Here is a 26,961-nt window from a genome sequence, read left to right on the forward strand (position 1 = left end):
CGCCAACACAGAAAGGCCTTCGCCATGACGCCTGCGAAACAGAGCCGTCACGCTCTGGGGATCGCATGCGGCGTCGGCGCCGGGGCGCTCTGGGGCATCGTCTTCCTCGGCCCTAAGATGCTGTCGGGCTTCTCGCCGGTCGAGCTGTCGGCTGGCCGCTACCTGGCCTATGGCCTGGCGGCCGTGCTGCTGATCGCGCCGATCTGGAAGCGCCTGTCGGGCCGCGTCACCCGCGCCGACTGGACCGCTCTCTTCTGGCTCAGCCTGGCCGGCAACATCGTCTATTTCCTGTTCCTTGTGGTCGCCATCCAGAAGGCCGGCATCGCCGTGGCCAGCCTGATCGTCGGCCTGGTGCCGGTCAGCGCCAGCCTGTTCGGCCGCAGCGCCGACTCCCTGCGCCTGCGCGAGTTGATCGGTCCCCTTGCCCTGATCCTGGCCGGGGTGGCGGCGATCAATATCGACCTGTTCAGCCACGGCGGCGGGCCGGACGCGACCACCTTCGACCTGATCCTGGGCGTGGTCTGCGCGGTGGCGGCGCTGCTGTCATGGACCGCCTACGCCGTCTACAACGCTCGCCATCTGAAAGCCCACCCTCACTTCACCAGCAACGAGTGGTCGCTGCTGACCGGCCTGGTCACCGGCTTTCAGGCCCTGTTCCTGATCCCCGCCTTCTTCATCGGGCCTCAGCACGGCATTGGCGCCTTTCCGATGTTCTGGGGCGTGGTCACGGTGACCGCCATCGGCGCCTCGGTGATCGGCAACGCTCTTTGGAACGGCGCCTCGCGCATGCTGCCCATGAGCCTGTCGGGCCAGCTGATCGTCTTCGAGACCCTGTTCGCCCTGCTGTACGGCTTTGTTCTGGAGCATCGCGGTCCGCGTCCGTTCGAGATCGCGGCCGTCGTCCTGCTGATGAGCGGGGTCCTGTGGTCGGCGCACAGGCACCGCGCGGTCCCCGCCGCCGCGCACTGAAACCCATCCTTCGAAGATGAACCTCACCTGAACTTGCGGGTTCAGATCGGGTTCAGGCCGCCCCCGCTAGGTTGGAGGCCACACTGAAGGAGGATCGCTATGAAGCCGACCAAGTTCACCAAGATTGCTCTCGCCGCGACGCTTGCCGGCGCGGTGGCCCTGCCCGCCTCGGGCGCCTATGCGGCCAGCCGCAAGACCGAAAACGCCCTGCTGGGCGCCGTGATCGGCGGCGTGGCCGGCGGCGTCATCGGTGACGGCAAGGGCTCCTCGGTCGCCCTGGGCGCCGTCGCCGGCGCGGCCATCGGCGCGGCGACCACCAAGGATAAACGTCGCTACAGCAACCGCAGCTATAGCCGCACCTACCAGGCTCGTCCGGCCTACAACAGCTACGCCTACCGCAATGACCGCCGCGACAGCCGCTACTACAACACCGGCTACCGTCAGGCCCAACGCGACTACGACCGTTACGGCTACTATCGCTAGGCCGACGGCACGATCTGAATGACAAGGCCCCGTTCGCTACGCGCGAACGGGGTTTTTCTTTTGCGCTGGAGAGACTCGGTCCTAGGCTCCCGCCACCATTTCGGGGGAAGCGTAATGAACAAGATCGCAGTCGCGGCCATCGCCGTCGCCGCCATGTCGACGGCCGGCGCGGCCCTGGCCCAGGAGCGTCCGGACCAGACCGCCTTCAAGGCGCTCTACAAGGAGCTGGTCGAGACCAACACCACCCTGTCCTCAGGCAGTTGCACCCTGGCGTCCGAGCGCATGGCCGCGCGCCTGAAGGCCGCCGGTTACGCCGACGCCGACATCCAGATCCTGTATCCCGCCGACCGGCCCAAGGACGGCAACCTGATCGCCACCCTGCGCGGCAAGAACCCCAAGCTGAAGCCGATCCTGCTGCTGGCCCACATCGACGTGGTCGAGGCCAACCGCGCCGACTGGGAGCGCGATCCCTTCACCCTGGTGGAGGAGGGGGGCTACTTCTACGCCCGCGGCGCGTCCGACGATAAAGCCATGGCCGCGGCCTTCACCGACAACATGATCCGCTACAAGCGCGAGGGCTTCAAACCCGCCCGCGACCTGAAGCTGGCCCTGACCTGCGGCGAGGAAACCCCCGACACCTTCAACGGCGTCGAATGGCTGCTCAAGAACCACCCCGCCGCGCTCGACGCCGATTTCGCCCTGAACGAGGGGGCCGGCGGCCTGCTCGACGCCCAGGGCAAGCCGGTGTTCCTCGGCATCCAGGCGGGCGAGAAGGTCTATCAGGACTACACCCTGGAGACGACGAACCCGGGCGGCCACTCCTCGACCCCGATCAGGGACAACGCCATCTACAACCTGGCCGCCGCGATCTCGAAAATCGGCGCCTATGATTTCCCCGTCGCCCTGAACGAGGCGGTCCGTCTGAACTTCACCGAGCTGGCCAAGATCGAGGGCGGCGAGACCGGCGCCGCCATGGCCGCCGTCGTCGCCGATCCCAACGACCCGGCCAAGGTCGCCGCCGTCGCCAAGAACCGCAGCCGCAACAGCATGATGCGCACCACCTGCGTTGCGACCATGGTCAATGCCGGTCACGCGCCCAACGCCCTGCCGCAGCGCGCCAAGGCCAACGTCAACTGCCGCATCCTGCCGGGCGTCAATCCCACCGACGTGCAGAAAGTTCTGCAGGATGTGATCGCCGATCCGCGCATCAACATCACCCTGGCCGCCGCCCCCAGCCCGGTGAACGTTCCGCCGCCCCTGGACGCCCGTATCATGGGGCCCGCCAAGCAGGCCGCCGCCAAGCTGTGGCCGGGCGTGCCGCTGATCCCGTCCATGGCCACCGGCGCCACCGACGGCCGCTTCACCAACGCGGCGGGCATCAAGACCTATGGCCTGTCGGGCATGTTCGGCGACGCGGCCGGCTCGGGCGCTCACGGCCTGAACGAACGTATCCGGGTCAAGTCGCTCTATGAGGGCCGCGACTTCCTCTACGAGGTCGTGAAGCTCTACGGCGCGAAGTGATTTACGTGCTTCGAGACGCGCTTTCAGCGCTCCTCAGCATGACGAGATTGGGTTGCCCTTGAGTCCGTCATCCTGAGGAGGCCGAAGGCCGTCTCGAAGGACGCAATCAGGCCGCCACGGCTCCGCCGTTGGCGGCCTTTTGTTTGGCCCATGTGAACACCGGCCATGTCAGCTTCGGCATCCTGAACTGGAACAGCGGCCGCTCCACCGGCAGGCAATCCTCCAGCAGGGCCAGCAGCGCGTCAGGCGGGCCGTCGTTCAGGAAGTGATCGGCGCCCGCCACCGCTACGAACCGGGCCGGTGTGCGCGTCCTGGCGTTGGCCGCCAGCCGTTCGGCCGTGTCCAGCGGGGCGAAGTCGTCGGCGTCGCCGTGGATCACGTGGACGGGCGCACGCAGGCGAGCCAGGGCGATCTTCATCCGCTCCAGCTGGCCGGCCTGGCCCATCACCTCCAGCACCGCATTGCGCAGGTCGCGGGGGATCAGCTTCAGCACCTTGGAGCCCAGCTTGACCAGCAGGCGCGCGGTCGGACCGGGCTCGCCGAAAAAGCCCGACAGCAGGACCAGCCCCGCCAGCCGATGCTGGTCCGAACTTTCCGCCATCAGGGTGGCGATCGCCGCGCCATAGGACTGGCCGATGACCAGCACCTTCTGGCCCTTTTGGGACGCAAGCAGGGGCGACAGAGCCTCGGCTTGCACACGGATGTCGCCGACATATTCGACAGGTTCGCTGCCCGCGAAGCCAGGGCGATCGACCACCACCATCTCGCGGTCCTGGGGCAGGGCGGCCAGCACCGGCGCCCAGTACTCGGCCCAGGACGGCGCGCCGGTGACCACCACATATTTGATCGGCGCCGGTCGGTCGCGCGGCGTGGTCAGGGCGCTGATACGCCAGCCGTGGCCGCCCCCGGCCTCGAATGTGGTCCGGCGCACGACGGTCTCGGGATAACAGAGCGATGTTGGGACATGCTCGGTGCGGCCGGACGCGGCGCTTTCAAAGCACGCCCAGCCGAGTTCCAGCACGCCCTTGGGACGTCTCTTCAGCCCTTGCCCGCCCGTCTTGGTCACCTGCATGAAAGCTCGAACGCGCGACTTATGGCGCCGGTTCGCGCGGCCGCGCAGATCAGCTTCGTTGGGGACTTGTGTGGCCGGATCGCCACACCCATTTCCTCATTCAGCCCAGGCGTGCTTGATGCAAGGCGACCGGGCCAATCCGCCTAGTTGAGGGGAACCCCGTAAGTGAACATCGACCTCTATTCCGACCGCGCCAAACAGGCGATCCAGTCCGCCCAGAGCCTGGCCCTGTCGCGCCGCCATCAGCAGCTCGCGCCCGAGCATCTGCTGAAGGTCCTGCTTGAAGAAAAGGACGGCCTGTCCCGCGCCCTGATCGAGAGCGCCGGCGGCAAGCCCGCCGTCGTGGACGCCGCCGCCGAAGCCCTGCTGGGCAAGATCGCCAAGGTCGAGGGCGGCTCCGGCCAGCTCTATATGAAGCCCGACACCGCCCGCGTCTTCGCCACCGCCGAAGCCGACGCCAAGAAGGCCGGCGACGCCTTCGTCACCACCGAGCGCCTGCTGATCGCCATCGCCAAGGACGGCGCTGATGCGGCCAAAGCCCTCAAGGACGCCGGCGCGTCGCCCAAGGCTCTGGAAGACGCCGCCGCCGCCGTCCGCAAGGGTCGCACCGCCGACAGCTCAAGCGCCGAAGAAGGCTATGACGCCCTCAAGCGCTACGCCCGCGACCTGACCCAGGCCGCCCGCGACGGAAAGATCGACCCCGTTATCGGCCGCGACGAAGAGATCCGACGCACCATCCAGGTCCTGTCGCGCCGCACCAAGAACAACCCCGTCCTGATCGGCGAGCCCGGCGTGGGCAAGACCGCCATCATCGAAGGTCTGGCCCAGCGCATCGTCAATGGCGACGTCCCCGAAAGCCTCAAGGACAAGCAGCTTATGGCCCTCGACATGGGCAGCCTGATCGCCGGCGCGAAGTATCGCGGCGAGTTCGAGGAGCGCCTGAAGTCGGTCCTCAACGAGGTCACGGCCGCCGAGGGCTCGATCATCCTGTTCATCGACGAGATGCACACTCTGGTCGGGGCCGGCAAGACCGAGGGGGCCATGGACGCCTCCAACCTGCTCAAGCCCGCCCTGGCGCGGGGCGAGCTGCACTGCGTCGGCGCGACCACGCTCGATGAATACCGCAAGCATGTGGAGAAGGACGCGGCCCTGGCCCGTCGCTTCCAGCCGGTCTTCGTCTCCGAGCCGACGGTGGAGGACACCGTCTCGATCCTGCGGGGCCTCAAGGAAAAGTACGAGGTTCACCACGGGGTGCGCATCAGCGACAGCGCCATCGTCGCCGCCGCCACCCTGAGCAACCGCTACATCACCGACCGCTTCCTGCCCGACAAGGCCATCGACTTGGTGGACGAGGCGTCCAGCCGCGTGCGCATGGCCGTGGACTCAAAGCCCGAGGAACTGGACGAGATCGACCGCCGTCTGGTGCAGCTGAAGATCGAGCGCGAGGCCCTCTCGCGCGAGACCGACACCGCCTCCGTCCAGCGTCTTGAAAAGCTCGAGGACGAGATCGACGACCTGCAGGGCAAGTCCGACGAGATGACCGCCCGCTGGCGGGCCGAGAAGGAAAAGGTCGGCAGCGCCGCCCAGACCCGCGAGGCCCTGGATCGTCTGCGCGCCGAACTGGCCACCGCCCAGCGCGCCGGCGACTTCGCCCGCGCCGGCCAGCTGCAGTACGGCGAAATCCCCGCCCTCGAAAAGCGTCTGGCCGACGCCGAACAGAAGGGCGAGCAGCAGGCCATGACGCCGGAAGTCGTCGACGCCCAGCAGATCGCGGCCATCGTCTCCCGCTGGACCGGCGTGCCGGTGGACAAGATGCTGGAAGGCGAGCGCGAGAAGCTGCTGGCCATGGAGGACGCTTTGCGCGGCCGTGTGGTCGGCCAGGACGAGGCGCTTGCCGCCGTGGCCGACGCCGTGCGCCGCGCCCGCGCCGGTCTGCAGGACCCCAACCGTCCCATCGGCTCGTTCCTGTTCCTGGGCCCCACGGGCGTGGGCAAGACCGAGCTGACCAAGGCGTTGGCCGAGTTCCTGTTCGACGACGAGCACGCCATCACCCGCATGGACATGTCCGAGTACATGGAAAAGCACTCGGTCAGCCGCCTGATCGGGGCCCCTCCTGGCTATGTCGGCTATGACGAGGGCGGCGCCCTGACCGAATCCGTCCGCCGCCGGCCCTATCAGGTCGTGCTGTTCGACGAGGTCGAGAAGGCCCACCCGGACGTGTTCAACGTCCTGCTCCAGGTGCTGGACGACGGTCGCCTGACCGACGGTCAGGGCCGCACGGTCGACTTCCGCAACACCCTGATCATCATGACCTCGAACCTTGGGTCGGAGTTCCTGGCCAACCAGGCCGAGGGCGAGGATGTCGAGGCGATCCGCCCCCTGGTCATGGATGTGGTCCGCGGCCACTTCCGCCCCGAGTTCCTGAACCGGATCGACGAGATCATCCTGTTCAAGCGCCTGGGCCGCGCGGAGATGGACAACATCGTCCGCATCCAGCTGTCGCGGGTGGAGAAGCTGCTGGCTGACCGCCAGATGGCCATCGCCCTCGACCCCGCCGCCCTGCACTGGCTGGGCGACAAGGGTTACGACCCGGTCTATGGCGCGCGCCCGCTCAAGCGCGTGATCCAGAAAGAGCTGGTCGACCCCATCGCCCGCAAGCTGCTGGCGGGCGAGCTGGAGGACGGCGCGGTGATCGAGGTCCACGCCGGCCAGGACGGCCTCGAAATCGGCCGGGCCGCGGTGCATTAGCGCTGATCTCCTGCCCCGTGCGCTGCGCTACGGGGCAGGAGAAATGCGCTTACCTCAGCACGCCCTTCTGGCAGATCGACCACGTGTACCAGGTCAGGAACGCCCCGATGGCGGCCACGACGAGCGGCATGTACACGCCCTGCGGTCCCATGATCTCGGCCGCGTTGGTGAAGAACTGGCCGTAGATGAAGCTCACCACGATCGCCGCCAGGCTGATCGTGAAGGCGTGGAACGCCCATCTGATCCGCAGCAGCAGCAGGATCGAAGCGACCACAGCGCTCCAGACCCCCATCGCCCAGGCGACCTCGATCACGATCGGCAGGTCGGTGAAGTACGCCCGCTGCTCTGGCGTGAAGGCGGCGAGATAACCCGCGTTCTCGGTCTGGGTCATGATGTAGTCGAACCCGCCAAACCCATTCCAGGCCAGGGCGATCACCCCCACCAGCCACAGATGCCACGGCGCTTTTGCGCCCGCTACGTAAGTCATGGTTCAAGCCCTCCCTGCTTGTGCATGGAGGCAGGCTGACACGGATCGCAGAACGTGGATATGGGGAGCGTTCGCGCCCTACTTCCAGAACATGAAAGCGTCCCAGCCCAGAGCGATCGCCTCGCGCGGCACGCCCAACCCGTCGGTCAGGGTCACCGCCCCGCCGATCAGCAGCCCCGACGCCCCTGGAACCAGGAACAGCAGCGCCAGCAGCACCAGAATCCCCAGCGCCTCGAACTTGCGCACGGTTCGCTGCACCGCCGCCGGCAGCCACGGCCGCAGCACGCCATAGCCATCCAGCCCCGGGATAGGCAGCAGGTTCAGGATCAGCGCCGTCCCTTGCAGGAACGCCAGGAACGCCAGGGCGGTGACCACTGGCGAGCCCTCCGGCCGCCAGCCGACGCCCACGATCAGCGCCAGCACCACCAGCACCAGCAGCGTCCCCAACGGTCCGGCCAGGGACGACAGCGACCGCCCCGTGCGGCTGCGCATCAGATCCTCGCGCAGATAGACCGCCCCGCCCGGAAACCCGATCCCGCCCAGCGCCAGGGCGATTAGCGGCAGGATCAGGCTGGTCGACAGGTCGGCGTATTTCAGCGGGTCGAAGCTCAGATAGCCCTTGCCCACCACCTCGGTGTCGCCGGCCTTCCACGCCACATAGGCGTGCCCGAACTCATGCACCCCCACGCTGACCATCCACCCCGCCAGCACGAAGGCGAAGGTCAGCGGCCCCGACGGCGCATAGGCCAGCATGGCCCCCAGCCCGACGAACGCGACAATGAGGATCAGGCCGTTGCGGGACAGGCCGTTGAACAGGGAAAAGCTAGGCACGATGGTCCTTCACTGGGCCGGGTTCAGCATCCCGGCGCTCCGCACATAGCGCGAGATCAGCGAGCCACGCCACCTTCGCGGCGCCGTCAGGCTACGTCCTTTCCGAACCGCTGGTGCGCCGCCGGTACTCGTCGACCGGCAGGCCGCCGACTCCCCAATCCTCGAAAGCCACTTCGTCTATGACGACGAAGGTTGTGGCGGGCGACTTGTCGAGCACCTGGACGAGAAGGTCGGTGACGCCCGCGATCAGTTTGGCCTTCTGCTCGCGCGTGGCGCCCTCGCGGGTGATCTTGATGTTGACGTAAGGCACTGTGGCTCTCCGGCTAGGCTTGGCGCTCGATGATCTGGAAGATCTTGGCGATGATCCGCCACTGGCCGTCGGTGCGGACCAGCGACAGGAAATCGACAAAATCCCGGTCCCCGATCGAGCATCGGACCCTGGCGTGGGCGGTGTTGTCTCCGGCCAGCTGGATCTCGTCGATGTGATCTCGCCTCGGCTCGCCTCGCGAAGCGGGCGATTGCCTGGCCGCGACGACGGGCAGGTACTCGTCCATGGTCCTGTGGAGGAGCGGCGTTTCGTCGGCCGTCGCGTAGAGGGCTTTGGGATGAAAGACCGACGCCAGCTTCTCGACATCGCAGTGGTGGAGGCCGTCGAAATAGTCCGCGAGGACTTCGCTGATCTCGGCGAAGGCGGCGGCGGTCATGCGGCGGCCTTCAGCAGGCCTTCCTGCGTCAGGGCGGCCTGGACCGACGGGCGCTCGCCCATGCGGGCCATGAAGTCGGACACGCGCGGCCAGTCCTGGAGTTCGAAACCGATGAACCCCGCCCAGTTGAGGACGACGAACAGGTAGACGTCCGCCACCGACATGCGATCACCGAGAAGATAGGCGCTCCCGCCATCCAGCATCCGCTCCACCTCCCCGACGCGGCGGCTCAAATGAGCCTGGGCGGAGGCCAAGCGGTCCCCAGTCGCCTCGCCTTGGAAGAAGGGCGAGAACGCCTTGTGGAGCTCCGAGGAGATGAAGTTCAGCGCCTCTTGAAGCCGCACCCGATCCCAGCTTCCGGCGGGCGGCGTCAGCAACCCCGGCTCCAGGTCGCCCAGATACTGGAGCAGCGCGGGGTTCTCCGTGATCACCCGGCCGTCGTCGAGTTCCAGCGCCGGCACGTATCCGCGCGGGTTTACGGCGCGATAGTCGCGGCCGTCCTCGGTCCGGCCCGCGTCGGTATCGACGCTGACCGCCGTGAAGTCCCGGCCAAGCTCGATGAGAACGATCCGGGACGCGAGCGAGCAGGCTCCCGGCTTGAAGTAGAGGCGCATCGGAAAGACTCCCGTTGAAAACAGGAGGCAGACCTAGGGCCCCCGATTTCCATCGCCAACCAGGTTTCTGATGGTAACCTGATTATCGAGTTTCTCACCGGTAACCGAGACGGCCTCCTCATGAGCCTCAAGATGCGCAAGAACCGCGGCGCGCCGCCGCCTGAGCCGTGCGACCTGACGGAGTGCATGGCGGTGCTTTCCGGGGCCTGGGCGGCGAACGTCATCTGGCATCTGCGCGAAGGGCCTCGGCGGTTCAGCGAGCTTCGCGCCGACATTCCGCCGGTTTCAGCCAAGGTCTTGTCCCAGCGGCTGCGAGAGCTGCGAGATCGGGGCGTGCTGGAACGCCAAGTCCTGCCGACCTCGCCGCCTTCGGTGGAATACGCCCTGACCCCGCTCGGCGGCGAGCTCATTCCCGCTCTCACGGCGATCGTAGAGGTGGGGCATCGCCTGAAGTCGAGGGACGTCGGTTCAGGGCGGTGAACGTCAACCGCCGACGCAGCGCGCGCGGCGGTCAGTCAGGTTCGCGCCCTCGGTCTCCAGAAAATCGCCGAACGGATCGGAGCGTTTCACCCTCAGGGAGCTGGCCGGTGTGATGCAGGAAGGAAGAACCGCTCGCTAAGCGTGCATGGCTATTTATGTCCATGCACAAGAGTGACATTTTCTGCATGATATTGATAAATCATGCGTAGATTGATAGATTTGAGCCCGGCGCTTTGGCTTGGGAGTTGATCAATGGCGTTTAGAGCTGATGAGGCTGCGTCTAGCAGGTTTCAAGAGGTCAAAAATTACCTCGTGCCCAGGGACTTTGACCCAAAGCAGCGCGAGGAAGCGGAAGCCGCGTTGCAAGAGATCGTTTCAGACCTTGGGCCGGCCGTTGATGGCTATCCCACTTGGCATCCGTTGGTCGCAAACCATGATGGCAGGCATCCGGAGACTTATCCGAGCGATCGATGCGGCTATATCGGTCTGGACCATACTAGGTACTTTGCGCATGGGTTTATCACGTGCCCTTACGACGACGGCCAGCGGGTTATAGATTCCGCTCAAAGGCTGCTCGAAGTGCCTTGCGCGTCAATCAGCGCCGAGCGTCTTGATGTGCCGTTCTATTCCCAAATGGCCACCCCAATCCTCGTGCGTTGCAAGTGGTCGGAAGGCCTGGAGCAGAACCTTACGATCCCTAAACGTTGGGCCGTGCCGCTGATGCTAGAGCAGGAATTGCCAGTGTGGCGGTGGGCTCAGCGCGCCGAGACGTGGGAGACTATGCGGCCATATCTGCTAGGTCGTCCTCACGGCAATCGATCATCGTTGTTCGTTACTCAAGAAACCGCAATCGCCATTAAGGGCATATACTTGGCAATGACCGAGTCCGGCATGTTCGGCCCTTTAAAGGGCTGAACGAGATGCGGTTGGCGGCGTTGGCATCGGACTCGTCTGGGTACTTCGTGGGGGTACCCACAAACGCCTTTGGCGCCCGTCGCTTGCGCGACGGGCGTTACACCTATGGACAATGAGTGCTCACCGGCCCATTGGCCGCCGCCGTTTATTTTAGCAAGGCGGTGCGGAGCTCGATCAACGCCGTTGCGAGTTGGAGCGCGGCGGTTTGCCAGGCGAGTACTGCAGCAAGCAGTCCCACCAGCGCCGTCAGCAATCCAAGAATTGCAATGGCGAGCCCGATCTGCATCTAGCTCTCCGAGGATGCAGCACCAAATGCCCGCCTGACCAGAGGTCAGCGAGTTTGCTTTTTCGGTGCTGAGGATGCCCACAGTGCGGGGGCGCGCTATCCGACGAGCGCTAAAGGTCGCCGGAAATTCAATGTCATTACGACAATAAAAAACCCCGCGCGGAAGGCGTGGGGTCGAAAACGTTTTGCGGGCTACTTTGGCGTCTGGAGGTCGCGCTACCTCAGTAGCTCGCCCAAATCGCCTATCAAGGCTCGCAAGCTAATTGAAACCGGCTCTAAGAACAAGAGGGGAACGCTACCGCACTGCGGGTCGCCGAGCGTCCTCGCAGAAAACGACAGTCAATCACAATAGGCCCTCTTAGCGTGCCGAAGTCAAATTGGGTGTGAACGGGCCCACCACACGCTACTCCCGAGACCGATACTCTCGCTACTCCGGGACCCAAATCGGAGACTCCGGAGACATTTTCCGGCCGGCTTATCCGCTCCCTCCGGCGGTATGGGAGGATAGGTCATGCTCACGCCTCCTTCCTTCCTCACCGACCCGCTGATCCGCCTGTCCGGGCGCGTCGGCGACGCCCCGACCGCCTCCACGCCGCGCGACGGCGCCCGCCACGCGGGGCCGTCGGTGCGGGTGCTTGTCCCCGACCCCTATGCGGCGCGTCGTCCGGTGGAGACAGTGGGCGCCGTCGCGGCTAGAACCGGGGCCATGAGCGCCGCTCCCTCCATCCCTTCCGCTTCGGCCAAGCGCGGCCGCGTCCTGATCATCGCCGGCTCCGATTCCGGCGGCGGGGCGGGCATCCAGGCCGACATCAAGACGGTCACCGCCCTGGGCGGCTATGCGGCCACCGCCATCACCGCCATCACCGTGCAGAACACCCTTGGCGTGACCGGCGTGCATCCCATTCCCGTGGACGTGATCGAGGCCCAGGGCCGGGCGGTGCTGGACGATATCGGCGCCGACGCCATCAAGACCGGCATGCTGGGCGATGTGGAGACGGTGCAGGCCGTGGCCCGCCTGATCCTGACCGCCGGAGGCGTGCCCGCCGTGATCGACCCGGTGATGATCGCCAAGGGCGGCGCGGCCCTGCTTCCGACCGAGGCGGTCGAGGCGGTGCGTCATCTGCTGGTTCCGCGCGCGGCCCTGCTGACCCCCAATGCGCCGGAAGCCGCGACCCTCACCGGCCTGACGGTCGAGACCACCGACGACCTGCGCCGCGCGGGCGAGGCCCTGCTGGGCCTGGGCGCGGCGGCGGTGCTGATGAAGGGCGGCCATATCGAAGGCGACCGGGTCATCGACCTGCTGATCACCCCGGCCGGCGAGACGGTGTTCGAGGGCGAGCGCATCGACACCCGCCACACCCACGGCACCGGCTGCACCCTGGCCAGCGCCTGCGCGACCGGCCTGGCCCAGGGCCTGCCCCTGACCGAGGCGGTGGCCCGCGCCTGGAACTACGTCCACGAAGCCATGCTCCGCGCCCCCGGTTTCGGCGCCGGCCACGGCCCGCTGGATCACGGATGGACGATGCGGGGGTGAAGATGATGACGATGATGTCCTTCTCCTCACCCGCTTCGCAGGGGAGGAGATGCGATGACCGACCTTAACCGCCGCCTCGAAGCCATCCTGCGCGCCACGCCTCAGCTGATGACGGTGATGCGGACCGCGCGGGGCCTGGATCTGCCGGACTGGCTGATCTTTTCCGGCGCCATCTACCAGCCGGTGTGGAACCACCTGACCGGCCGGCCCGCCGACTATGGGATCAAGGACTACGACCTGGGCTATTTCGACCCGTCGGACCTGTCCTATGAGGCCGAGGACGTGATCATCCGCCAGGTCGCCGCCGCCTTCGATGAACCGCTCAGTTCGATGGTCGAGGTGCGCAACCAGGCCCGCGTCCACCTGTGGTTCGAACACCGCTTCCGCGAGCCCTACGTCCCGCTGCCCAACTCGTCCGAGGCCCTGACCCGCTTCGTGGCGCCGGCCTTTTCGGTGGGCGCGCGGCTGGAGGACGACGACTCCCTGACCATCGTCGCGCCCTTTGGGCTGGAGGACCTGTTCTCCATGACCCTGCGCCCCAATCCCCATCGTCAGAAGGCGACCGGCTGGGACAAGGTCGTGGCCTCCGCCCGCGCCCGCTGGCCGGAACTGACAGTGGTGGAGGAGGAGGACTAGAGGTTATCCGCCTTCCTCGCCCTTGTGGCGAGGATCCCTGTATCGGCGGGCATTGCGCTTGGGCGAAGCGCGCCGTCGCTACGGACGCAGGGACCCTCGCCACAAGGGCGAGGGAAGCAGGGAAAACGGGAGGGCGAGATCAGCCCAGCCCACGCGTGAAAAGCTCACCGCCGATAGACGTCCCGGTCGACGATTTCCATCCAGCGGTCGACCCCGTCCAGGGGCTTGAAGCCGAACTGGGCGTACAGGCCGTGGGCGTCGGCGGTGGCCAGGTGCCTGCGGCGCAGACCCTGCAGGTCGGGATGCTCGGTGAAGGCCCGCATGATCGCCTTGCCCAGGCCGTGGCCGCGATGGGCCTCGTCCACGAACACGTCGCACAGCCAGGCGAAGGTCGCCCGGTCGGTGACCACCCGGGCCATGGCCGCCATCTCGCCCGACGGGGCGTAGACGCCAAAGGCCAGGCTGTTGCGCACGGCCTTCTCCAGCGTGGCGCGGGGGATGCCCTGCGCCCAATAGCTTTCCTGGCCGATCCACTGGTGGGCGCGGTCCAGGTCGATGCGGTCCTGATCGTCGCTGACGACGTAGCCGGCGTGGGTGAGTTCGTAGGTCATGGCCGGCCTTAAACGCCAAAACCCCGCCCGGCGGAAGCGCCGGGCGGGGCTGCGGGCCGAGGGTTATCCCTCAGGGCCTAGTAGCGGTTACGATCGCCGTAGCCGTAGCCGTAACGGTCGCCATCGCGGCGCTCGTAGCGGACGGCGGCGGCCAGTCGGTCGAAGCGGCGATCCAGGTCGGCGCGCTCCCAGTTGTTCAGGCCGCCGCGGCGGTAGCGGTTCTCGAGACGGTTCAGGTCGCGGAACTCGGCGCGCAGACGATAGGCCTCGCTGCGGGTGATCTGGCCGTTGCGGACGCCTTGGTCGATGCGGCGGTCCAGGTTGGCCTGACGGTTGTTGATCGACTGCCAGGATTGGGCCATGGCGGGAACGGTCGTGGCCGCCAGGGCCGACACCGCGACGATCGAGAGCAGGATCTTTTTCATGGTCGGTTCCTCTTGAACTCACGCCGTCCCGTTGACGACGTTGGGGCAAGAAGAACACGCGAAGCCTGAAACGGTTCTGACGCGCTCGTTATGTTGCGTTCAGGTTCGTGAACCTGGGCGAGTGCTTGAGGCGGCGGCGTCTATGCCTAGGCGGCCTTGACGATCAGGTCGCCGCTGGCCGCCCGGTCGATGGCGTCATACAGCTTGGCCACCTCGATCGGCTTGGCCACGTGGCCGTCCATGCCGGCGGCGATATAGGCCTGGCGCTGCTGGTCGGAGGCGTCGGCGGTGACGGCCAGGATGGGGGTTCGGCCGCGGCCGCCCTTGGCTTCGGCGGCGCGGATCGCGCGGGCCGCCTCCAGTCCGTCCAGCACCGGCATGTGGATGTCGAGCAGGACGAGGTCGTACTCTACCTGGTCGCACGCTTCGATGGCGGCCTGGCCGTCGCTGACGATGTCCAGGGTCACGCCCAGCGGGGCCAGGATGGCGGTGATGACCTTCTGGTTGGTGACGTTGTCGTCGGCCGCCAGCACGCGCAGGGCGCGGGCCGGATTGACGCCGCGGCCGGCGGCCTCGGCCTTGTCCTCGACCCGCTCCAGCGGCAGTCGGACGGTGAAGGCCGCGCCCTCGCCAAGGCGGCTCTCGACGCTGATGCCGCCCTGCATGGCCTCGGCCAGCTCGCGGGCTAGGGTCAGGCCCAGGCCCAGGCCGCCGAACTGGCGGGTGGTCGAATCGTCGGCCTGGACGAAGCGGTCGAACAGGCGCGCGCGCTGGGCTTCGGAAATGCCCATGCCGGTGTCCGAAACGCGCAGCTCCAGCGCCCCATCCTCGCCCAGGGAGAGGCGGGTGCGGACCGCGCCGGCGTCGGTGAATTTCACGGCGTTGGACAGCAGGGCGGCGACGATCTGGCCCACCCGGGCCGAGTCGCCCAGCCAGCGGCCCATGGCCGGCTCCTCGACGTGGACGTCGAAGGCCAGGCCCTTGTCGGCGGCCGAGATGGCGTAGGGGTCGGCGGCGGACCAGACCAGGTCGCGCAGGTCGAACGGCTCGGACGCCAGCTTCAGGCGGCCGGCCTCGATCTTGGACAGATCCAGCACGTCGTTCAGAACCGACAGCAGGATCTCGCCCGACCGGCGGATCACCGTCAGGCGCTCCTGCTGGATGGGGCTGAGCTCACCCATGGCCATGACTTCGGCCATGGCCAGCACCCCGTTCAGCGGCGTGCGGATCTCGTGGCTCATATTGGACAGGAAGTGCGACTTCAGCCGGTTGGCGGCCTCGGCGTCGTCGCGGGCCTGGACCAGCTCGCGCATGGTCCGCCGCAGGGTGCGGTCGTTGGCTCCCAGCTGGCCGAGCAGGTCGTTGAAGCTGCGGGTCAGGTTGTGGACCACGTCGTCGCGGGCGGTTTCGTTCACCGGCTCGAACCGGCCGCTGGCGGCGATGGCCCGCATGGCGTGCGACAGCCGCTCCATGGGCGCGCTGATGCGGCGCGCCAGGCTGTTGGCCAGCAGCAGGGCCAGGCCCGCCGAGCCGAAGAACAGGGCTCCGATCAGGGCGATGTCCTGGGCGGTGATCTGCAGAAGCGGCGGCTTGGCGCGGTGCAGCTCGACCCGGCCGATCATGTAGCCCCGCGAGATCACGGGGGCCGAGACCGACACTGTCTCGCCCTGAGCGAGATCGCCATAGGCCGCCAGGACGCGGCCGTCACGGTCTCGTAGCAGGGCGACCGTCACCTGGGGCGCGGCCTTCATGGCGCTCAGCACCTGACGGGCGGCGATGCGGTCGCCGGCCAGCACGGGGCCGGCGGCGTTACCTGCCAGGACCTGGGCCAGGACCTCATGATTGCGTCGGCGCGCTTCATTGGCGCCGGCCGTCTTCTGGAAGAGGAAGGTCAAGCAGGCGGCCAGCAGCACGATCACCGTGGTGACCAGCGCCACCGCGGCGATGCGGCCCTGCAGGGTCGCATGGGTCGAACGGGAGGAGGACCGACCTTCGCTGCTCATCAACTCGCACGCACAAATGGAAGCACGGCGCAGCATCGCCGATTTTCCCTAACGCTTCGCTTCCAGCCCGCGGTGCTCAATTTTCGGGCGAGCATGGTTAACAAGACGCGTGACGGCGTTAATAAGCTTGGCCGCACGTTAAGATTTCATTTACCATCTGCTTCGCGCTCAACAACGGAGGCGGACGTGGAAAAAGCATTCGTGGCACAACGGGTGGCGAACAAGTTGTTCGCGACCGAAAACGCTATCGACGCGGCGATGCTCGAAGCATCGGAAATGATGGCGGAAATGCTCAAGGCCCGTAAGGACCTTGGGGCGTCGGCCACGGTGGGGGATCAGGCCTGCGCCAAGCTCGTCGAGGCGATCAGCGCTCTCGGCGCGGCCCGCACGGCGATGGTGGAGGCGCATGGCGTCCTCGGCGAAACCAAGCTTCGTCTGGGCATCCGCACCAAGATGGCTGGCTTCGAGATGAAGGAAGCCTCGGCCGCACCGGTCCGCGAAGGGCGTCGTCAGGTCGGCTGACCGGACAACATTGCGGGACTTTAACCCCCTGAACCCTAGACTTGAGCTAGGGTTCAGGGATGTCGCCAGTGCTTTCGATTGTTGTCCTGTGGCTCGTCCTTCTGGCCGTGGTTCTCTTCGCTTTGACGAAGGGTGGGATGGCGGAACGGTACGGAAGTCTCGCGATTCTCACCGGGGGTGTTCTAGCCTGGGCGGTGCATGGGCTCTTCCCCTCCGGCGGGGTGCCCACGGCGCTGCTGGCGCTGGATGGAATCCTGGCCGTGGCTCTGCTCTTTCTGGCCATGCGATATGGCCGCGCCTGGTTGGGCGCCGCCATGCTGTTACAGGGCATCCAGTTCAGTCTTCACGCCTACTATTTCGTGGGCGAACGCGAGCACGACCTGACCTATTCCCTGGTCAACAACCTCGTCACCATCGCGATCCTCGTCGCCATCATTGTCGGCACGTTCGGCGCTATGCGTCGCAGGGTGGCGTAACGCCTCTCCAGAAAATCTCTCCTTGCGCGTCGGGCCGATATGCGGTTCTTCGGCGGCGGGCCACGCTCTCCCAACGGAGCGCTGCTCATCTGTAAGGATGGGAGACATCGTTATGACGACTACGACCGCACCCGCGGCGAAACCGGCTGTGCGCCCCGCGCGCCCCGAATTCTCTTCCGGCCCCTGCGCCAAGCGCCCGGGCTGGGCCCCCGAAAATCTGACCAACGCCGTCCTTGGCCGGTCGCACCGCTCCAAGCCGGGCAAGGCGCGTCTGAAGGAAGCCATCGACCGCACCCGTGAGGTGCTCGAGGTTCCGGCGGACTATCTGATCGGCATCGTTCCCGGGTCGGACACCGGCGCCGTCGAGATGGCGATGTGGTCGATGCTGGGCGCGCGCCCGGTGCAGCTGCTGGCCTTCGAATCCTTCGGCAAGGACTGGGTCACGGACGTCACCAAACAACTGAAGCTGCCGAACGTGGAGGTGTTGGACGCCCCGTATGGCAAGCTGCCCGACACCTCGAAGGTCCGCCCTGACGCGGATCTGGTCTTCACTTGGAACGGCACGACCTCGGGCGTGCGCGTGCCCAACGCCGACTTCATTTCGGCCGACCGTGAAGGCATCACCATCTGCGACGCCACCAGCGCCGCCTTCGCCCAGAAGCTCGATTGGGCCAAGCTCGATGTGGTCACCTTCTCCTGGCAGAAGGCTTTGGGCGGGGAGGGTGCGCACGGCGTCCTGATCCTCGGCCCGCGCGCCGTCGCCCGCCTGGAGAGCTACGCCCCCGCCTGGCCGATGCCGAAGCTGTTCCGCATGACCAAGGGCGGCAAGGTCAGCCTCGACATCTTCGAAGGCGCGACCATCAACACCCCCTCGATGCTCTGCGTCGAGGACGCCATCGACGCCCTGAAATGGGCCTCGGCCATCGGCGGCCTGCAGGAGATGCAGCGTCGCGCGGACGAGAACCTGGCGGCCCTGACCCGCTGGGTAGCCAAGACCCCGTGGGTCGACTTCCTGGCCGAAGACGCCTCGATCCGCTCCAACACCTCGGTGTGCCTGAAGGTGGTGGACCCCAAGGTCGCCGCCCTCTCCGATGACGCCCAAGCTGACTTCGCCAAGAAGCTGGCCACCGTCCTGGAGAAGGAAGGCGCGGCCCTCGACATCGGCGGCTATCGCGACGCCCCGGCAGGCCTGCGCATCTGGTGCGGCGCCACGGTGGAGACCTCCGACGTGGAGGCGCTCACGCCCTGGCTCGACTGGGCCTTCGCCACGGTCGCGGCCGAGCTTCAAGCCGCCTGATTTCCGGCCGGGGCGGGACCCCGGCCGACTTCCCCTTCACGGCCGTGCCGCGCCCGCAGAGACGGCGCCTCGCGCCCCCGAATTTCGGAGACTTCCATGACCGCTCCCCGCGTTCTCATCGCTGACAAGCTGAGCCCCGCCGCTGTCGATATCTTCAAGAACCGCGGTGTTGATTTCGACATCAAGACCGGCCTGTCCAAAGACGAGCTGATCGCCGTGATCGGCGACTATGACGGCATCGCCATCCGCTCGGGCGCCAAGCTCGACAAGGACGTGATCGCCGCCGCCAACAAGCTGCAGGTCATCGCCCGCGCCGGCATCGGCGTCGACAACGTCGACATCCCCGCCGCCACCGCCAAGGGCGTGGTGGTGATGAACACCCCGTTCGGCAACTCGATCACCACGGCCGAGCACGCCATCGCCATGATGTTCGCCCTGGCCCGCCAACTGCCCGCCGCCGACGCCAGCACCCAGGCCGGGAAGTGGGAGAAGAACCGCTTCATGGGCGTGGAGCTCTACGCCAAGACGCTCGGCCTGATCGGCGCCGGCAACATCGGCGGCATCGTCGCCGACCGCGCCCTGGGCCTGAAGATGAAGGTCGTGGCCTATGACCCCTTCCTGTCGCCGGAGCGCGCTGTGGAGATCGGCGTCGAGAAGGTCGAGCTGGACGAGCTGCTGGCCCGGGCCGACGTCATCACCCTGCACACCCCGCTGACCGATAAGACCCGCAACATCCTGTCGGCCGAAAACCTGGCCAAGACCAAGAAGGGCGTGCTGATCGTCAACTGCGCCCGCGGCGGTCTGGTGGACGAGGTGGCCCTGCGCAAGCTGCTGGACGACGGTCATGTGGGCGGCGCCGCCTTCGACGTGTTCGTCACCGAGCCGGCCAAGGAAAATCCGCTGTTCGGTTCGGACAAGGTCGTGGCCACCCCGCACCTGGGCGCCAGCACCAACGAGGCGCAGGAGAACGTCGCCCTGCAGGTCGCCGAACAGATGAGCGACTACCTGCTGACGGGCGCCGTCACCAACGCCCTGAACAGCCCGTCGATTACGGCGGAAGAAGCGCCGAAGCTGAAGCCTTACGTAGCCCTGGCCGAGAAGATCGGCGCCCTGGCCGGCCAGATGGTCGACTTCGGCATCAAGGCCATCGACATCGCCTATGAGGGCGACGTGGCGGCCCTAAACGTCAAGCCGATGACCTCGGCGGCTCTGTCGGGAATTCTCAAGCCGATGCTGGCGGAGATCAACATGGTCTCGGCTCCGGCTGTGGCCAAGGAGCGCGGCATCACCGTCTCCGAAAGCCGCCAGGAGGTCAGCCCCACCTATGACAGCCTGATGCGCATCACTATCACCACCGAGAAGGGCAAGCGCGGCTTCGCCGGCATCGTGGTCGGCGGCGCCCCGCGCATCGTCGAGGTGAAGGGCATGGAGCTGGACGCGGCTTTCTCGCCGGCCATGCTCTACGTCAACAACCTGGACAAGCCGGGCTTCATCGGCGCGCTGGGCGGTCTGCTGGGCGAGGCGGGCGTCAATATCGCCACCTTCAACCTTGGTCGCGTAGGCGCCGGCGACGACGCTATCGCCCTGGTGGGCGTGGATCAGGCACCTGACGACGCGCTGCTGGCCAAGATCCAGGCCCTGCCGCACGTCAAGGAAGCCCGGGCCCTGCGGTTCTAAGCCCATGTGGAAGGCGGCCGCGATCCTGTTCAAAGCGCTGTTCGCGGCCGCCTGCTGCTTCACTGTCTGGCAGGCGCTCAGCCCGCCTGGCGGGCCCGGCTCGCTCGTTCCGTGGGACAAGGCCCTGCATGGCGGGACCTTTTTCGTCCTGACCGGGATGGCTCTGCTGGCCTTCCCGAAGATGAAGCTGTGGCGAGTGGCCGTGCTGATGCTGGGCTTCGGCGGGCTGATCGAGATCCTGCAGTCGCTGCCGCTCTTCGACCGTGACGCCGAGTGGGCTGATATGCTGGCCGACGCTGTCGGGATCGGCGCCGTGATCGGCGTGGCCGTCGCCGTCGCCCTGCGTAGGAAGCTGCCGGCCTAGGCGTAGGCCAGGTGCTCGGCGAGGAAGTAGAAGCGCCAGTCCAGCTTCAGGATGTTCTCCAGTTCGCGGAAGCTTGGCGGCTCGTAGCGTGACACCACGTGCAGGGGCTTGTCGCGGATCTTCAGCACCTCGACCAGCAGCACCAGGGAGGTGTCGACGGAGGCGATCCGCGCCGCCCGCTCGATCACCGTACACCAGTCGAACAGGCTGTAGCCCTCGACCTGTTGCAGGCGCACCTCCTTCTCTGGCGCGCGGTGCGGGAAGGGGATCATGCGGCTTGAGCAGTTTTCGTTGATCAGGGCGTAGGGCGCGCCGTCGTCCAGGCCGAGATGGCGGAACAGCGCTTCTTCCTTGGCCAGGTCGCGGCGCAGTTCGACGTGATCGGCCCAGTCGTCGAACTCGATCCCGGCGACCTTGTACTTCAGCTCCATCGTCAGCTTGGGCGCATAGCGCCAGCTGAAGAACAGCGACAGGTAGGTGTAGTTCGGTCCTTCGATCGGGGTCAGGGCGATCTTGTCCGAGAGGAACATCACCTCGTCCCGGAAATCGAACGGCTCCTCCAGGATCGGCGTCTCGATGTTGTCCGGCATGACCAGGGCGTCATAGACCCAGGCATGCTTTTGCAGCACCGGCATGATCACCCGTCGGCCCTCGGCGGCGTAGGCCTTGGCGATCTTCTGGATGAAGAAGATGTCGCCCACCATGCCGGGCTGGAAGATGATCGCGGGCTTCATGCAGGGGCTCGGAGAATCAGAATCTGCCAGCAGTCTCGCACACCTGCGCCGGGCTGCGACGCGACGTCGCCACGCGAGATGAAACTGGACTCCCGGCTTCACTGTTATTAGAACAAAAGTAGAACATAAAGCACGGGATCGACCACATGTCTGGTTCGCGCGCCGCGCGGCTTTCGGTCTTGAAGGGCCAGATCGCCGCCCTGGAGGCGGGGACTCGGACTCTGAGTCCCGTTCTGTCCTTCGGCGATCCCCGTATCGACGGGTGCTTTCCCCAAGGCGGCCTGCCGCTGGGTCGTTGGCACGAGGTGGCGGGTGAGGGGCTAGAGACCGAGACCGCCGCCTGCGCGGCGGGGTTCACCGCCCTGATGGTCGGGGCCTTGGCCGCTAAGGGTGAAGTGGTCTGGGTGATGCGGCGTGACGACCTGCATGCGCCAGGCCTCGCCTCTCTGGGCTTTCCAGTCGACCGCCTGATCCAGGTCTGCGTCCGCGACGAAGCCGAGGCCCTGGCGGCGCTGGAGGACGCCCTGGGCTCGGTGGGCGTGGCGGCTGCGGTGGGCGAGGTCGAGGCTCCCGACCTGCGGGCCGGGCGACGTCTGCAACTGGCCTGCGAGCGGCGGGGAGCCACCGGCTTTGTCCTGCGCCGCAAACCGTTCGGCGGACCATCGCGGGGCAGGGCGGAGCCATCGGGCTCGGCCTCGGCCACCCGCTGGCGGATCGGCGCGGCGCCCTGTGAACCGGAGCCCTGGGGGCTGGGCGCGCCGCGCTGGCGGGTCGCCCTGGAACGCTGCCGGGGCGGTCGGTCCGGTGAGTGGCTTTTGCAGCAGAAGGAGGACGAAGATGGCGCGCATCCTTTCGCTGTGGTGCCCGAACTGGCCAATCACGACGTGGCGGCGCAAGAACGCCAGCGGGCTTGAGGACGGCGGCGCGGCCAAGCCCTTCGCCTTGATCCAGTCCGAAGCCGGGACGCGACGACTGGCGGCGGTGGACGAGACGGCCAGCGCCCTGGGCCTGTTCGCGGGGCAGAAAGCGGCCGACGCCTCGGCCCTGGTCCCCGAACTGCATTCCGCCGATTACGACCCCACCGGCGACGCGGCGGCCCTGGAGGCGCTGTGCGACTGGTGCGTGCGCTTCTCCCCCGCCGTGGCGACGGACGGCCTGGACGGCCTGTTCTTGGACATCACGGGAGTCTCGCACTTGTGGGGCGATGAGGCGGCCATGGCGGCCGACCTGGTCACGCGTCTGGCGGTCAACACCATTCCCGCGCGCGCCGCGGTCGCCGACACCGCCGGGGCGGCCTGGGCCCTGGCGCGGTTCGGGGGCAAACGAGTGGTGGTCATTCCGCCGGCGGAGCAGGCGGCCTTCCTGCGGCCCCTGCCCATCGCCGCCCTGCGCCTGGACGACACCGCCGCCGCCCAGTTGCCGCGCCTGGGCCTGACCAAGGTGGGACGCATCCTTGACCAGCCACGCGCGGGTCTGGCCCGCCGGTTCGGCATGGGACTGATGTTGCGCCTGGATCAGGCCTTGGGCGGACTGGAGGAGGCCCTCGCTTTCCGCCGTCCCCCGACGCCGTGGTTCGAGCGTCTCGCCTTCGCCGAGCCGATCAGCGCCCTGGAGGACCTGGAGCGGGTCACCGACGACATCCTGGCCGCCATGGCCGAGCGCCTGAACGCACGAGGACAGGGCGCGCGGCGGTTTGTTCTGACTTTCCATCGCCTGGATGGCCGTGCGTATAGCCTGACCGCCGGCCTGTCGCGTCCGGGCCGCACGCCGGCGCCCATTGCCCGCCTGCTCAAGCCCAAGTTGGGCGAGGTCGATCCCGGCTTCGGCATCGAGGTCGCGACCCTGTGCGCCGAAGAGGTCGAGACCCTGGCCGAGCGGCAGGTGCGGCTGGACGACGACGCCGAGGCTCTAGCCCAGGAGGGTGTCGCCGCCCTGGTCGACCGCCTGACCGCGCGCTTGGGCGAGGGGAGGGTGTTCCGCAGTCTGCCGGTGCAGAGCCACGTGCCGGAGCGTGCTGTGAAGCGCGGCCCGGCCCTGTCCGACCTGCCGGAGCGCTGGGACCCGGGCAAGCCTCGCCCGGTGCGCCTGTTTCGCCAGCCCGAGCCCATCGAGGCCATGGCCCTGCTGCCCGACAACCCGCCCTCGAAATTCCAGTGGCGCGGTCGCACGCATCTGGTCACCTGCGCCGAAGGCCCAGAACGCATCGGCGACGAATGGTGGCGGCGGCCGCTGGATCAGGTCAGCAGCGATCGGGTGCGCGACTACTACCGGGTCGAGGACGCAGCCGGCGCGCGTTTCTGGATCTTCCGCGCCGGCCTCTACGGCGGCGAAGAACTGCCGCGCTGGTGGCTGCACGGCCTGTTCGCATGACGCGCTACGCCGAACTCCAGACGACGAGCAACTACTCCTTCCTGCGCGGGGCCTCGCACCCCGGTGAGTTGGTCATCGCCGCCGAGGCGCTGGGTATGGAGGCCGTGGGGATCACCGACCGCAACAGCCTGGCCGGGGTGGTGCGCGCCTGGAGCAAGGCCAAGGACATGAAGGTCCGCGCCCTGACCGGCTGCCGGCTCGACTTCATGGACGGCACGCCCAGCCTGCTGGTCTATCCCTCTGACCGGGAGGCGTTCGGCCGGTTGACCCGCCTGCTCACCGTCGGCCAACGGCGGGCGAAGAAGGGCGACTGCCATCTGACCTGGACGGACTTCCTGGAGCATTCCGAGGGGCAACTGGTCTTGGCCGTGCCGCCCCCGGTTCTGGACCAGGCTTTCGAACGCGATCTGGCGATGATGGCGGGTGAATTGCGCGGCCGGCTGTGGATCGCCGCCAGCCGCCTCTACGCCGCCCAGGACATCAAGCGGCTGTCGCATCTGGGAGAGCTGGCGAAGACGCACCGCGCGCCGATGACGGCCACGGGCGACGTGCTCTACCACGGGCCAGAGCGGCGGCCCTTGCAGGACGTCCTGACCTGTATCCACCACAACTGCACGATCCAGGAGGCGGGCTTTCGGCTGGAGGCCAACGCCGAGCGCCATATGAAGCCGCCGGCCGAGATGGCCCGCCTGTTCGCCCGCTGGCCGGAAGCGGTGGAGCGTTCGGCCGAGATCGTGGAGCGGATCGGATTTGACCTGAAGCAGCTGCGATATGAATACCCGGACGAGCCGGTGCCGCCGGGCTCCACGGCCATCCGCCACCTGACCAAGCTGTCTTGGGACGGCGCCAAGGCGCGCTATGGCGGGGTTATTCCTGACAAGGTTCGCGACCTGCTCCACAAGGAGTTGACGCTGATCAAGAAGCTGAAGGTCCCGGACTATTTCCTGACGGTGAATGACATCGTCCAGTGGGCGCGGTCGCGGCCCGATCCAATCCTGTGCCAGGGGCGGGGGTCGGCCGCCAACTCATCGGTCTGCTTCTGTCTGGGCGTCACTGCGGTCGATCCGACAAAGCCTAACCAGGACCTGCTCTTCGCCCGCTTCCTGTCCGAGGAGCGGGGCGAGCCGCCGGATATCGACGTCGACTTCGAACACGAGCGGCGCGAGGAGGTGATGCAGTATGTCTATGAGCGCTACGGTCGCCACCGGGCGGCGATCTGCGCCACCGTCATCCACTACCGTCCCCGCAGCGCCATCCGCCAGGTGGGCAAGGCGCTGGGTCTGACCGAGGACATCACCGCGGCCCTGGCCAACACGGTGTGGGGCAGCTGGGGTGATGGCCTGCCAAAGGAGCATATCCGCCAAGCCGGGCTCGATCCTGACAATCTGGAGATCCAGCGGGCCGTGGCCTTGGCGACGGAGCTGCTGAAATTCCCCCGCCACCTGTCGCAGCACGTAGGCGGTTATGTACTGACCAAGCGGCGGTTGGACGAGACCGTGCCCATCGGCAACGCGGCCATGAAGGACCGGACGTTCATCGAATGGGACAAGGACGACATTGACGAGGTCGGCCTGATGAAGGTCGACATCCTGGCCTTGGGCATGCTGACCGCCATCAAGCGCGCCTTCCGCATGCTGCAGAAGGACCATGGCCTGCCGATCAAGGATCTGGCTGAAATCCCGCAGGAGGCGCCGGAGGTCTACGCTATGCTGCAGAAGGCGGACTCCGTGGGGGTCTTCCAGGTGGAGAGCCGGGCCCAGATGTCGATGTTGCCGCGCCTGCGGCCGGAGAATTTCTACGACCTCGCCATCCAGGTGGCGATCGTGCGGCCCGGTCCGATCCAGGGGAACATGGTCCATCCCTATTTGAAGCGCAGACAAGGACTAGAGCCGGTTAGTTACCCCAAGCCCTCGCCGGAGCATGGCGAGCCGGACGAGTTGGAGTCGATCCTCAAAAAGACCATGGGCGTGCCGCTCTTCCAGGAGCAGGCTATGCGCCTGGCTATTGAGGCGGCCAAGTTCTCGGAGGCGGAAGCCAACCAACTCCGACGCTGCATGGCCACCTTCAAGAGCCAGGGGGATCTCGGCGTCCACAAGGAGAACTTCATCGGCGGCATGACGCGCCGGGGCTATGAGCTCGACTTCGCCCAGCGCTGTTTCAAGCAGATCGAGGGGTTTGGCTCCTACGGCTTCCCGGAGAGCCATGCGGTCAGCTTCGCCCTGCTGGTCTACGCTTCGGCCTGGATCAAATGCGTCTGGCCGGACGTCTTCTGCGCGGCCCTGATCAACAGCCAGCCCATGGGGTTCTATCAACCCGCCCAGCTCGTCCGCGACGCGAGGGACAATGGCAAGGTCGAGGTAAGACCGCCCGACATCCTGGCCAGTGACTGGGACTGCACCCTGGAGCCGGCGACTGACCCGGACAGTCGGTTGAAGGCCGTCCGCTTGGGCTTGCGGCAGGTCAAGGGGATCAAGGACAAGGAAGCCCTGCTGCTGATGAAGGCCCGGGTTGAAGGCGCGAGCACCTTGGCCGACTTCGTCGCCGCCGGCCTGTCTCGCCGCACGCTCGAACTGCTAGCCGAGGCGGACGCCTGCCGCTCCATCGGCATGGACCGCCGCGCCGCGCTATGGGCGGTCAAAGGCCTGGCGCCGGAGATCAAGGCCGCGCGCGAGACGCCTTTGCTGGCGGGCTTGCCGCTGTTTGAGACCGCCGCCGCCCTGCCGGCTATGAGCGGCGCACAGCATGTGGCCGAGGATTACCGCACCACCAGCCTGTCTCTGAAGGAGCATCCCCTGGCCTTCTTCCGCGAGCGGATGCGGCGGATGGGCTGTACGCCGGCGGGGACGCTGAAGGACCTGAAAGACGGCGCCAAGGTGACGGTCGCGGGGCTGGTGCTGATCCGACAGCGGCCGGGCACGGCCAAGAACGTCACCTTCCTGACCCTGGAGGACGAGACCGGTCCCATGAACGCGGTGGTCTGGCAGCGGCTGTTCGTGGCCAATCGGCGCACCGTGATGACCTCAGGCTTCCTGGCGATCCATGGAAAGATTCAGAGCGAGAGCGGCGTCATCCATGTGGTGGCGGATGGCTTCACCGACCTGTCGGCCTGGCTGTCGGAATTGAAGCAGGAGCCGGGTGAAGAGATTCTCGTCCGCTCTCGCGTCACCGGCCGCCTGATCCGCAGCCGCGACTTCCACTAGCC

Annotated in this window: 27 protein-coding genes; 16 read left to right on the forward strand and 11 right to left on the reverse strand. The window is 67.0% G+C overall.

The genetic code is table 11. The features are described from left to right. Positions 1–24 precede the first annotated feature (24 nt). The 3 genes from O5K31_RS04140 to O5K31_RS04150 all read left to right on the forward strand — a co-directional run bounded on the left by O5K31_RS04140 (position 25) and on the right by O5K31_RS04150 (position 2,973). The gene (locus O5K31_RS04140; RefSeq protein WP_269716060.1) at positions 25–969 is read left to right on the forward strand and encodes a DMT family transporter; all 945 of its coding nucleotides are present in this window, start codon (positions 25–27) and stop codon (positions 967–969) included. Positions 970–1,068: 99 nt separating this feature from the next. Then, positions 1,069–1,452, forward strand: a complete 384-nt coding sequence (locus O5K31_RS04145; RefSeq protein ID WP_269716061.1) for a hypothetical protein — start codon at positions 1,069–1,071, stop codon at positions 1,450–1,452. A 114-nt stretch (positions 1,453–1,566) separates the two neighbouring features. Then, a complete protein-coding gene (locus O5K31_RS04150) occupies positions 1,567–2,973 on the forward strand; it encodes a M20/M25/M40 family metallo-hydrolase (protein ID WP_269716062.1) in 1,407 nt (468 codons plus the stop codon). Between the two features lie 106 nt (positions 2,974–3,079). On the opposite strand, the gene O5K31_RS04155 is transcribed toward O5K31_RS04150, so the two are convergent. Continuing rightward, complete coding sequence (locus tag O5K31_RS04155; protein WP_269716063.1) at positions 3,080–4,045, reverse strand: alpha/beta fold hydrolase; 966 nt, start codon at positions 4,043–4,045, stop codon at positions 3,080–3,082. Between the two features lie 165 nt (positions 4,046–4,210). Between O5K31_RS04155 and clpB the strand changes: the two genes are divergently transcribed. Next, positions 4,211–6,793 carry an ATP-dependent chaperone ClpB gene (gene clpB / locus O5K31_RS04160; protein ID WP_269716064.1) on the forward strand — a complete coding sequence of 861 codons (2,583 nt, stop codon included), beginning with the start codon at positions 4,211–4,213 and terminating at the stop codon, positions 6,791–6,793. Between the two features lie 49 nt (positions 6,794–6,842). Here clpB and O5K31_RS04165 read toward each other — a convergent pair whose 3' ends face one another. From O5K31_RS04165 to gstA, 5 genes are all read right to left on the reverse strand, one after another. After that, the gene (locus O5K31_RS04165; protein WP_269716065.1) at positions 6,843–7,280 is read right to left on the reverse strand and encodes a hypothetical protein; all 438 of its coding nucleotides are present in this window, start codon (positions 7,278–7,280) and stop codon (positions 6,843–6,845) included. A gap of 78 nt (positions 7,281–7,358) precedes the next feature. After that, the gene (locus O5K31_RS04170; RefSeq protein ID WP_269716066.1) at positions 7,359–8,111 is read right to left on the reverse strand and encodes a site-2 protease family protein; all 753 of its coding nucleotides are present in this window, start codon (positions 8,109–8,111) and stop codon (positions 7,359–7,361) included. Between the two features lie 91 nt (positions 8,112–8,202). Next, positions 8,203–8,421, reverse strand: coding sequence for a tautomerase family protein (locus tag O5K31_RS04175; protein WP_269716067.1), 219 nt, complete (start codon positions 8,419–8,421; stop codon positions 8,203–8,205). Positions 8,422–8,434: 13 nt separating this feature from the next. Then, on the reverse strand, positions 8,435–8,815 hold the full coding sequence (locus tag O5K31_RS04180; protein WP_269716068.1) for a nuclear transport factor 2 family protein: 381 nt from the start codon (positions 8,813–8,815) through the stop codon (positions 8,435–8,437). Then, a complete protein-coding gene (gene gstA, locus O5K31_RS04185) occupies positions 8,812–9,429 on the reverse strand; it encodes a glutathione transferase GstA (RefSeq protein WP_269716069.1) in 618 nt (205 codons plus the stop codon). The genes O5K31_RS04180 and gstA overlap by 4 nt, the downstream gene beginning before the upstream one ends. Before the next feature lie 120 nt (positions 9,430–9,549). Between gstA and O5K31_RS04190 the strand changes: the two genes are divergently transcribed. Then, entirely contained in the window at positions 9,550–9,909 is a 360-nt protein-coding gene (locus O5K31_RS04190) for a winged helix-turn-helix transcriptional regulator (RefSeq protein ID WP_269716070.1), read from the forward strand. A gap of 252 nt (positions 9,910–10,161) precedes the next feature. Continuing rightward, positions 10,162–10,824 carry a hypothetical protein gene (locus O5K31_RS04195; RefSeq protein WP_269716071.1) on the forward strand — a complete coding sequence of 221 codons (663 nt, stop codon included), beginning with the start codon at positions 10,162–10,164 and terminating at the stop codon, positions 10,822–10,824. A 145-nt stretch (positions 10,825–10,969) separates the two neighbouring features. Here O5K31_RS04195 and O5K31_RS04200 read toward each other — a convergent pair whose 3' ends face one another. Further along, on the reverse strand, positions 10,970–11,110 hold the full coding sequence (locus O5K31_RS04200; protein ID WP_269716072.1) for a hypothetical protein: 141 nt from the start codon (positions 11,108–11,110) through the stop codon (positions 10,970–10,972). A 706-nt stretch (positions 11,111–11,816) separates the two neighbouring features. Between O5K31_RS04200 and thiD the strand changes: the two genes are divergently transcribed. Next, positions 11,817–12,644 carry a bifunctional hydroxymethylpyrimidine kinase/phosphomethylpyrimidine kinase gene (thiD, locus tag O5K31_RS04205; protein WP_269716997.1) on the forward strand — a complete coding sequence of 276 codons (828 nt, stop codon included), beginning with the start codon at positions 11,817–11,819 and terminating at the stop codon, positions 12,642–12,644. A 54-nt stretch (positions 12,645–12,698) separates the two neighbouring features. After that, positions 12,699–13,280, forward strand: a complete 582-nt coding sequence (locus tag O5K31_RS04210; RefSeq protein WP_269716073.1) for a nucleotidyltransferase family protein — start codon at positions 12,699–12,701, stop codon at positions 13,278–13,280. 164 nt (positions 13,281–13,444) lie between these two features. Here O5K31_RS04210 and O5K31_RS04215 read toward each other — a convergent pair whose 3' ends face one another. The 3 genes from O5K31_RS04215 to O5K31_RS04225 form a co-directional block, all read right to left on the reverse strand. Further along, positions 13,445–13,891 carry a GNAT family N-acetyltransferase gene (locus tag O5K31_RS04215; RefSeq protein ID WP_269716074.1) on the reverse strand — a complete coding sequence of 149 codons (447 nt, stop codon included), beginning with the start codon at positions 13,889–13,891 and terminating at the stop codon, positions 13,445–13,447. Between the two features lie 77 nt (positions 13,892–13,968). Continuing rightward, positions 13,969–14,316: a hypothetical protein gene (locus O5K31_RS04220; protein ID WP_269716075.1), complete on the reverse strand. Its 348-nt coding sequence runs from the start codon at positions 14,314–14,316 to the stop codon at positions 13,969–13,971. A gap of 146 nt (positions 14,317–14,462) precedes the next feature. Continuing rightward, on the reverse strand, positions 14,463–16,319 hold the full coding sequence (locus O5K31_RS04225) for an ATP-binding protein (RefSeq protein WP_269716076.1): 1,857 nt from the start codon (positions 16,317–16,319) through the stop codon (positions 14,463–14,465). Positions 16,320–16,505: 186 nt separating this feature from the next. On the opposite strand from O5K31_RS04225, the gene O5K31_RS04230 reads away from it, so the two are divergent. The 5 genes from O5K31_RS04230 (at position 16,506) to O5K31_RS04250 (ending at position 20,655) form a co-directional block, all read left to right on the forward strand. Continuing rightward, complete coding sequence (locus O5K31_RS04230) at positions 16,506–16,841, forward strand: hypothetical protein (RefSeq protein WP_269716998.1); 336 nt, start codon at positions 16,506–16,508, stop codon at positions 16,839–16,841. 137 nt (positions 16,842–16,978) lie between these two features. Continuing rightward, entirely contained in the window at positions 16,979–17,317 is a 339-nt protein-coding gene (locus O5K31_RS04235) for a hypothetical protein (protein WP_269716077.1), read from the forward strand. Between the two features lie 112 nt (positions 17,318–17,429). Beyond that, entirely contained in the window at positions 17,430–18,614 is a 1,185-nt protein-coding gene (locus O5K31_RS04240) for a phosphoserine transaminase (protein WP_269716078.1), read from the forward strand. Between the two features lie 96 nt (positions 18,615–18,710). Beyond that, the gene (gene serA / locus O5K31_RS04245) at positions 18,711–20,291 is read left to right on the forward strand and encodes a phosphoglycerate dehydrogenase (protein WP_269716079.1); all 1,581 of its coding nucleotides are present in this window, start codon (positions 18,711–18,713) and stop codon (positions 20,289–20,291) included. A gap of 4 nt (positions 20,292–20,295) precedes the next feature. Beyond that, positions 20,296–20,655, forward strand: coding sequence for a hypothetical protein (locus tag O5K31_RS04250; protein ID WP_269716080.1), 360 nt, complete (start codon positions 20,296–20,298; stop codon positions 20,653–20,655). Here the strand turns inward: O5K31_RS04250 and O5K31_RS04255 are convergent. Next, a complete protein-coding gene (locus O5K31_RS04255) occupies positions 20,652–21,389 on the reverse strand; it encodes a hypothetical protein (RefSeq protein WP_269716081.1) in 738 nt (245 codons plus the stop codon). The genes O5K31_RS04250 and O5K31_RS04255 overlap by 4 nt on opposite strands. Before the next feature lie 146 nt (positions 21,390–21,535). Here O5K31_RS04255 and O5K31_RS04260 point away from each other — a divergent pair, with 146 nt between their 5' ends. From O5K31_RS04260 to O5K31_RS04270, 3 genes are read left to right on the forward strand one after another with little or no spacing between them, the layout of a single operon-like run. Beyond that, positions 21,536–22,303 (forward strand): ImuA family protein, encoded by a 768-nt coding sequence (locus O5K31_RS04260; RefSeq protein ID WP_269716082.1) that lies wholly within the window; start codon positions 21,536–21,538, stop codon positions 22,301–22,303. After that, the gene (locus O5K31_RS04265; protein ID WP_269716083.1) at positions 22,227–23,759 is read left to right on the forward strand and encodes a Y-family DNA polymerase; all 1,533 of its coding nucleotides are present in this window, start codon (positions 22,227–22,229) and stop codon (positions 23,757–23,759) included. Before O5K31_RS04260 ends, O5K31_RS04265 begins: the two co-directional genes overlap by 77 nt. Then, positions 23,756–26,959: an error-prone DNA polymerase gene (locus O5K31_RS04270; RefSeq protein ID WP_269716084.1), complete on the forward strand. Its 3,204-nt coding sequence runs from the start codon at positions 23,756–23,758 to the stop codon at positions 26,957–26,959. Before O5K31_RS04265 ends, O5K31_RS04270 begins: the two co-directional genes overlap by 4 nt. Positions 26,960–26,961 lie beyond the last annotated feature (2 nt).

This window comes from Caulobacter sp. NIBR2454 (genome assembly GCF_027474405.1).
Taxonomy (GTDB): domain Bacteria; phylum Pseudomonadota; class Alphaproteobacteria; order Caulobacterales; family Caulobacteraceae; genus Caulobacter.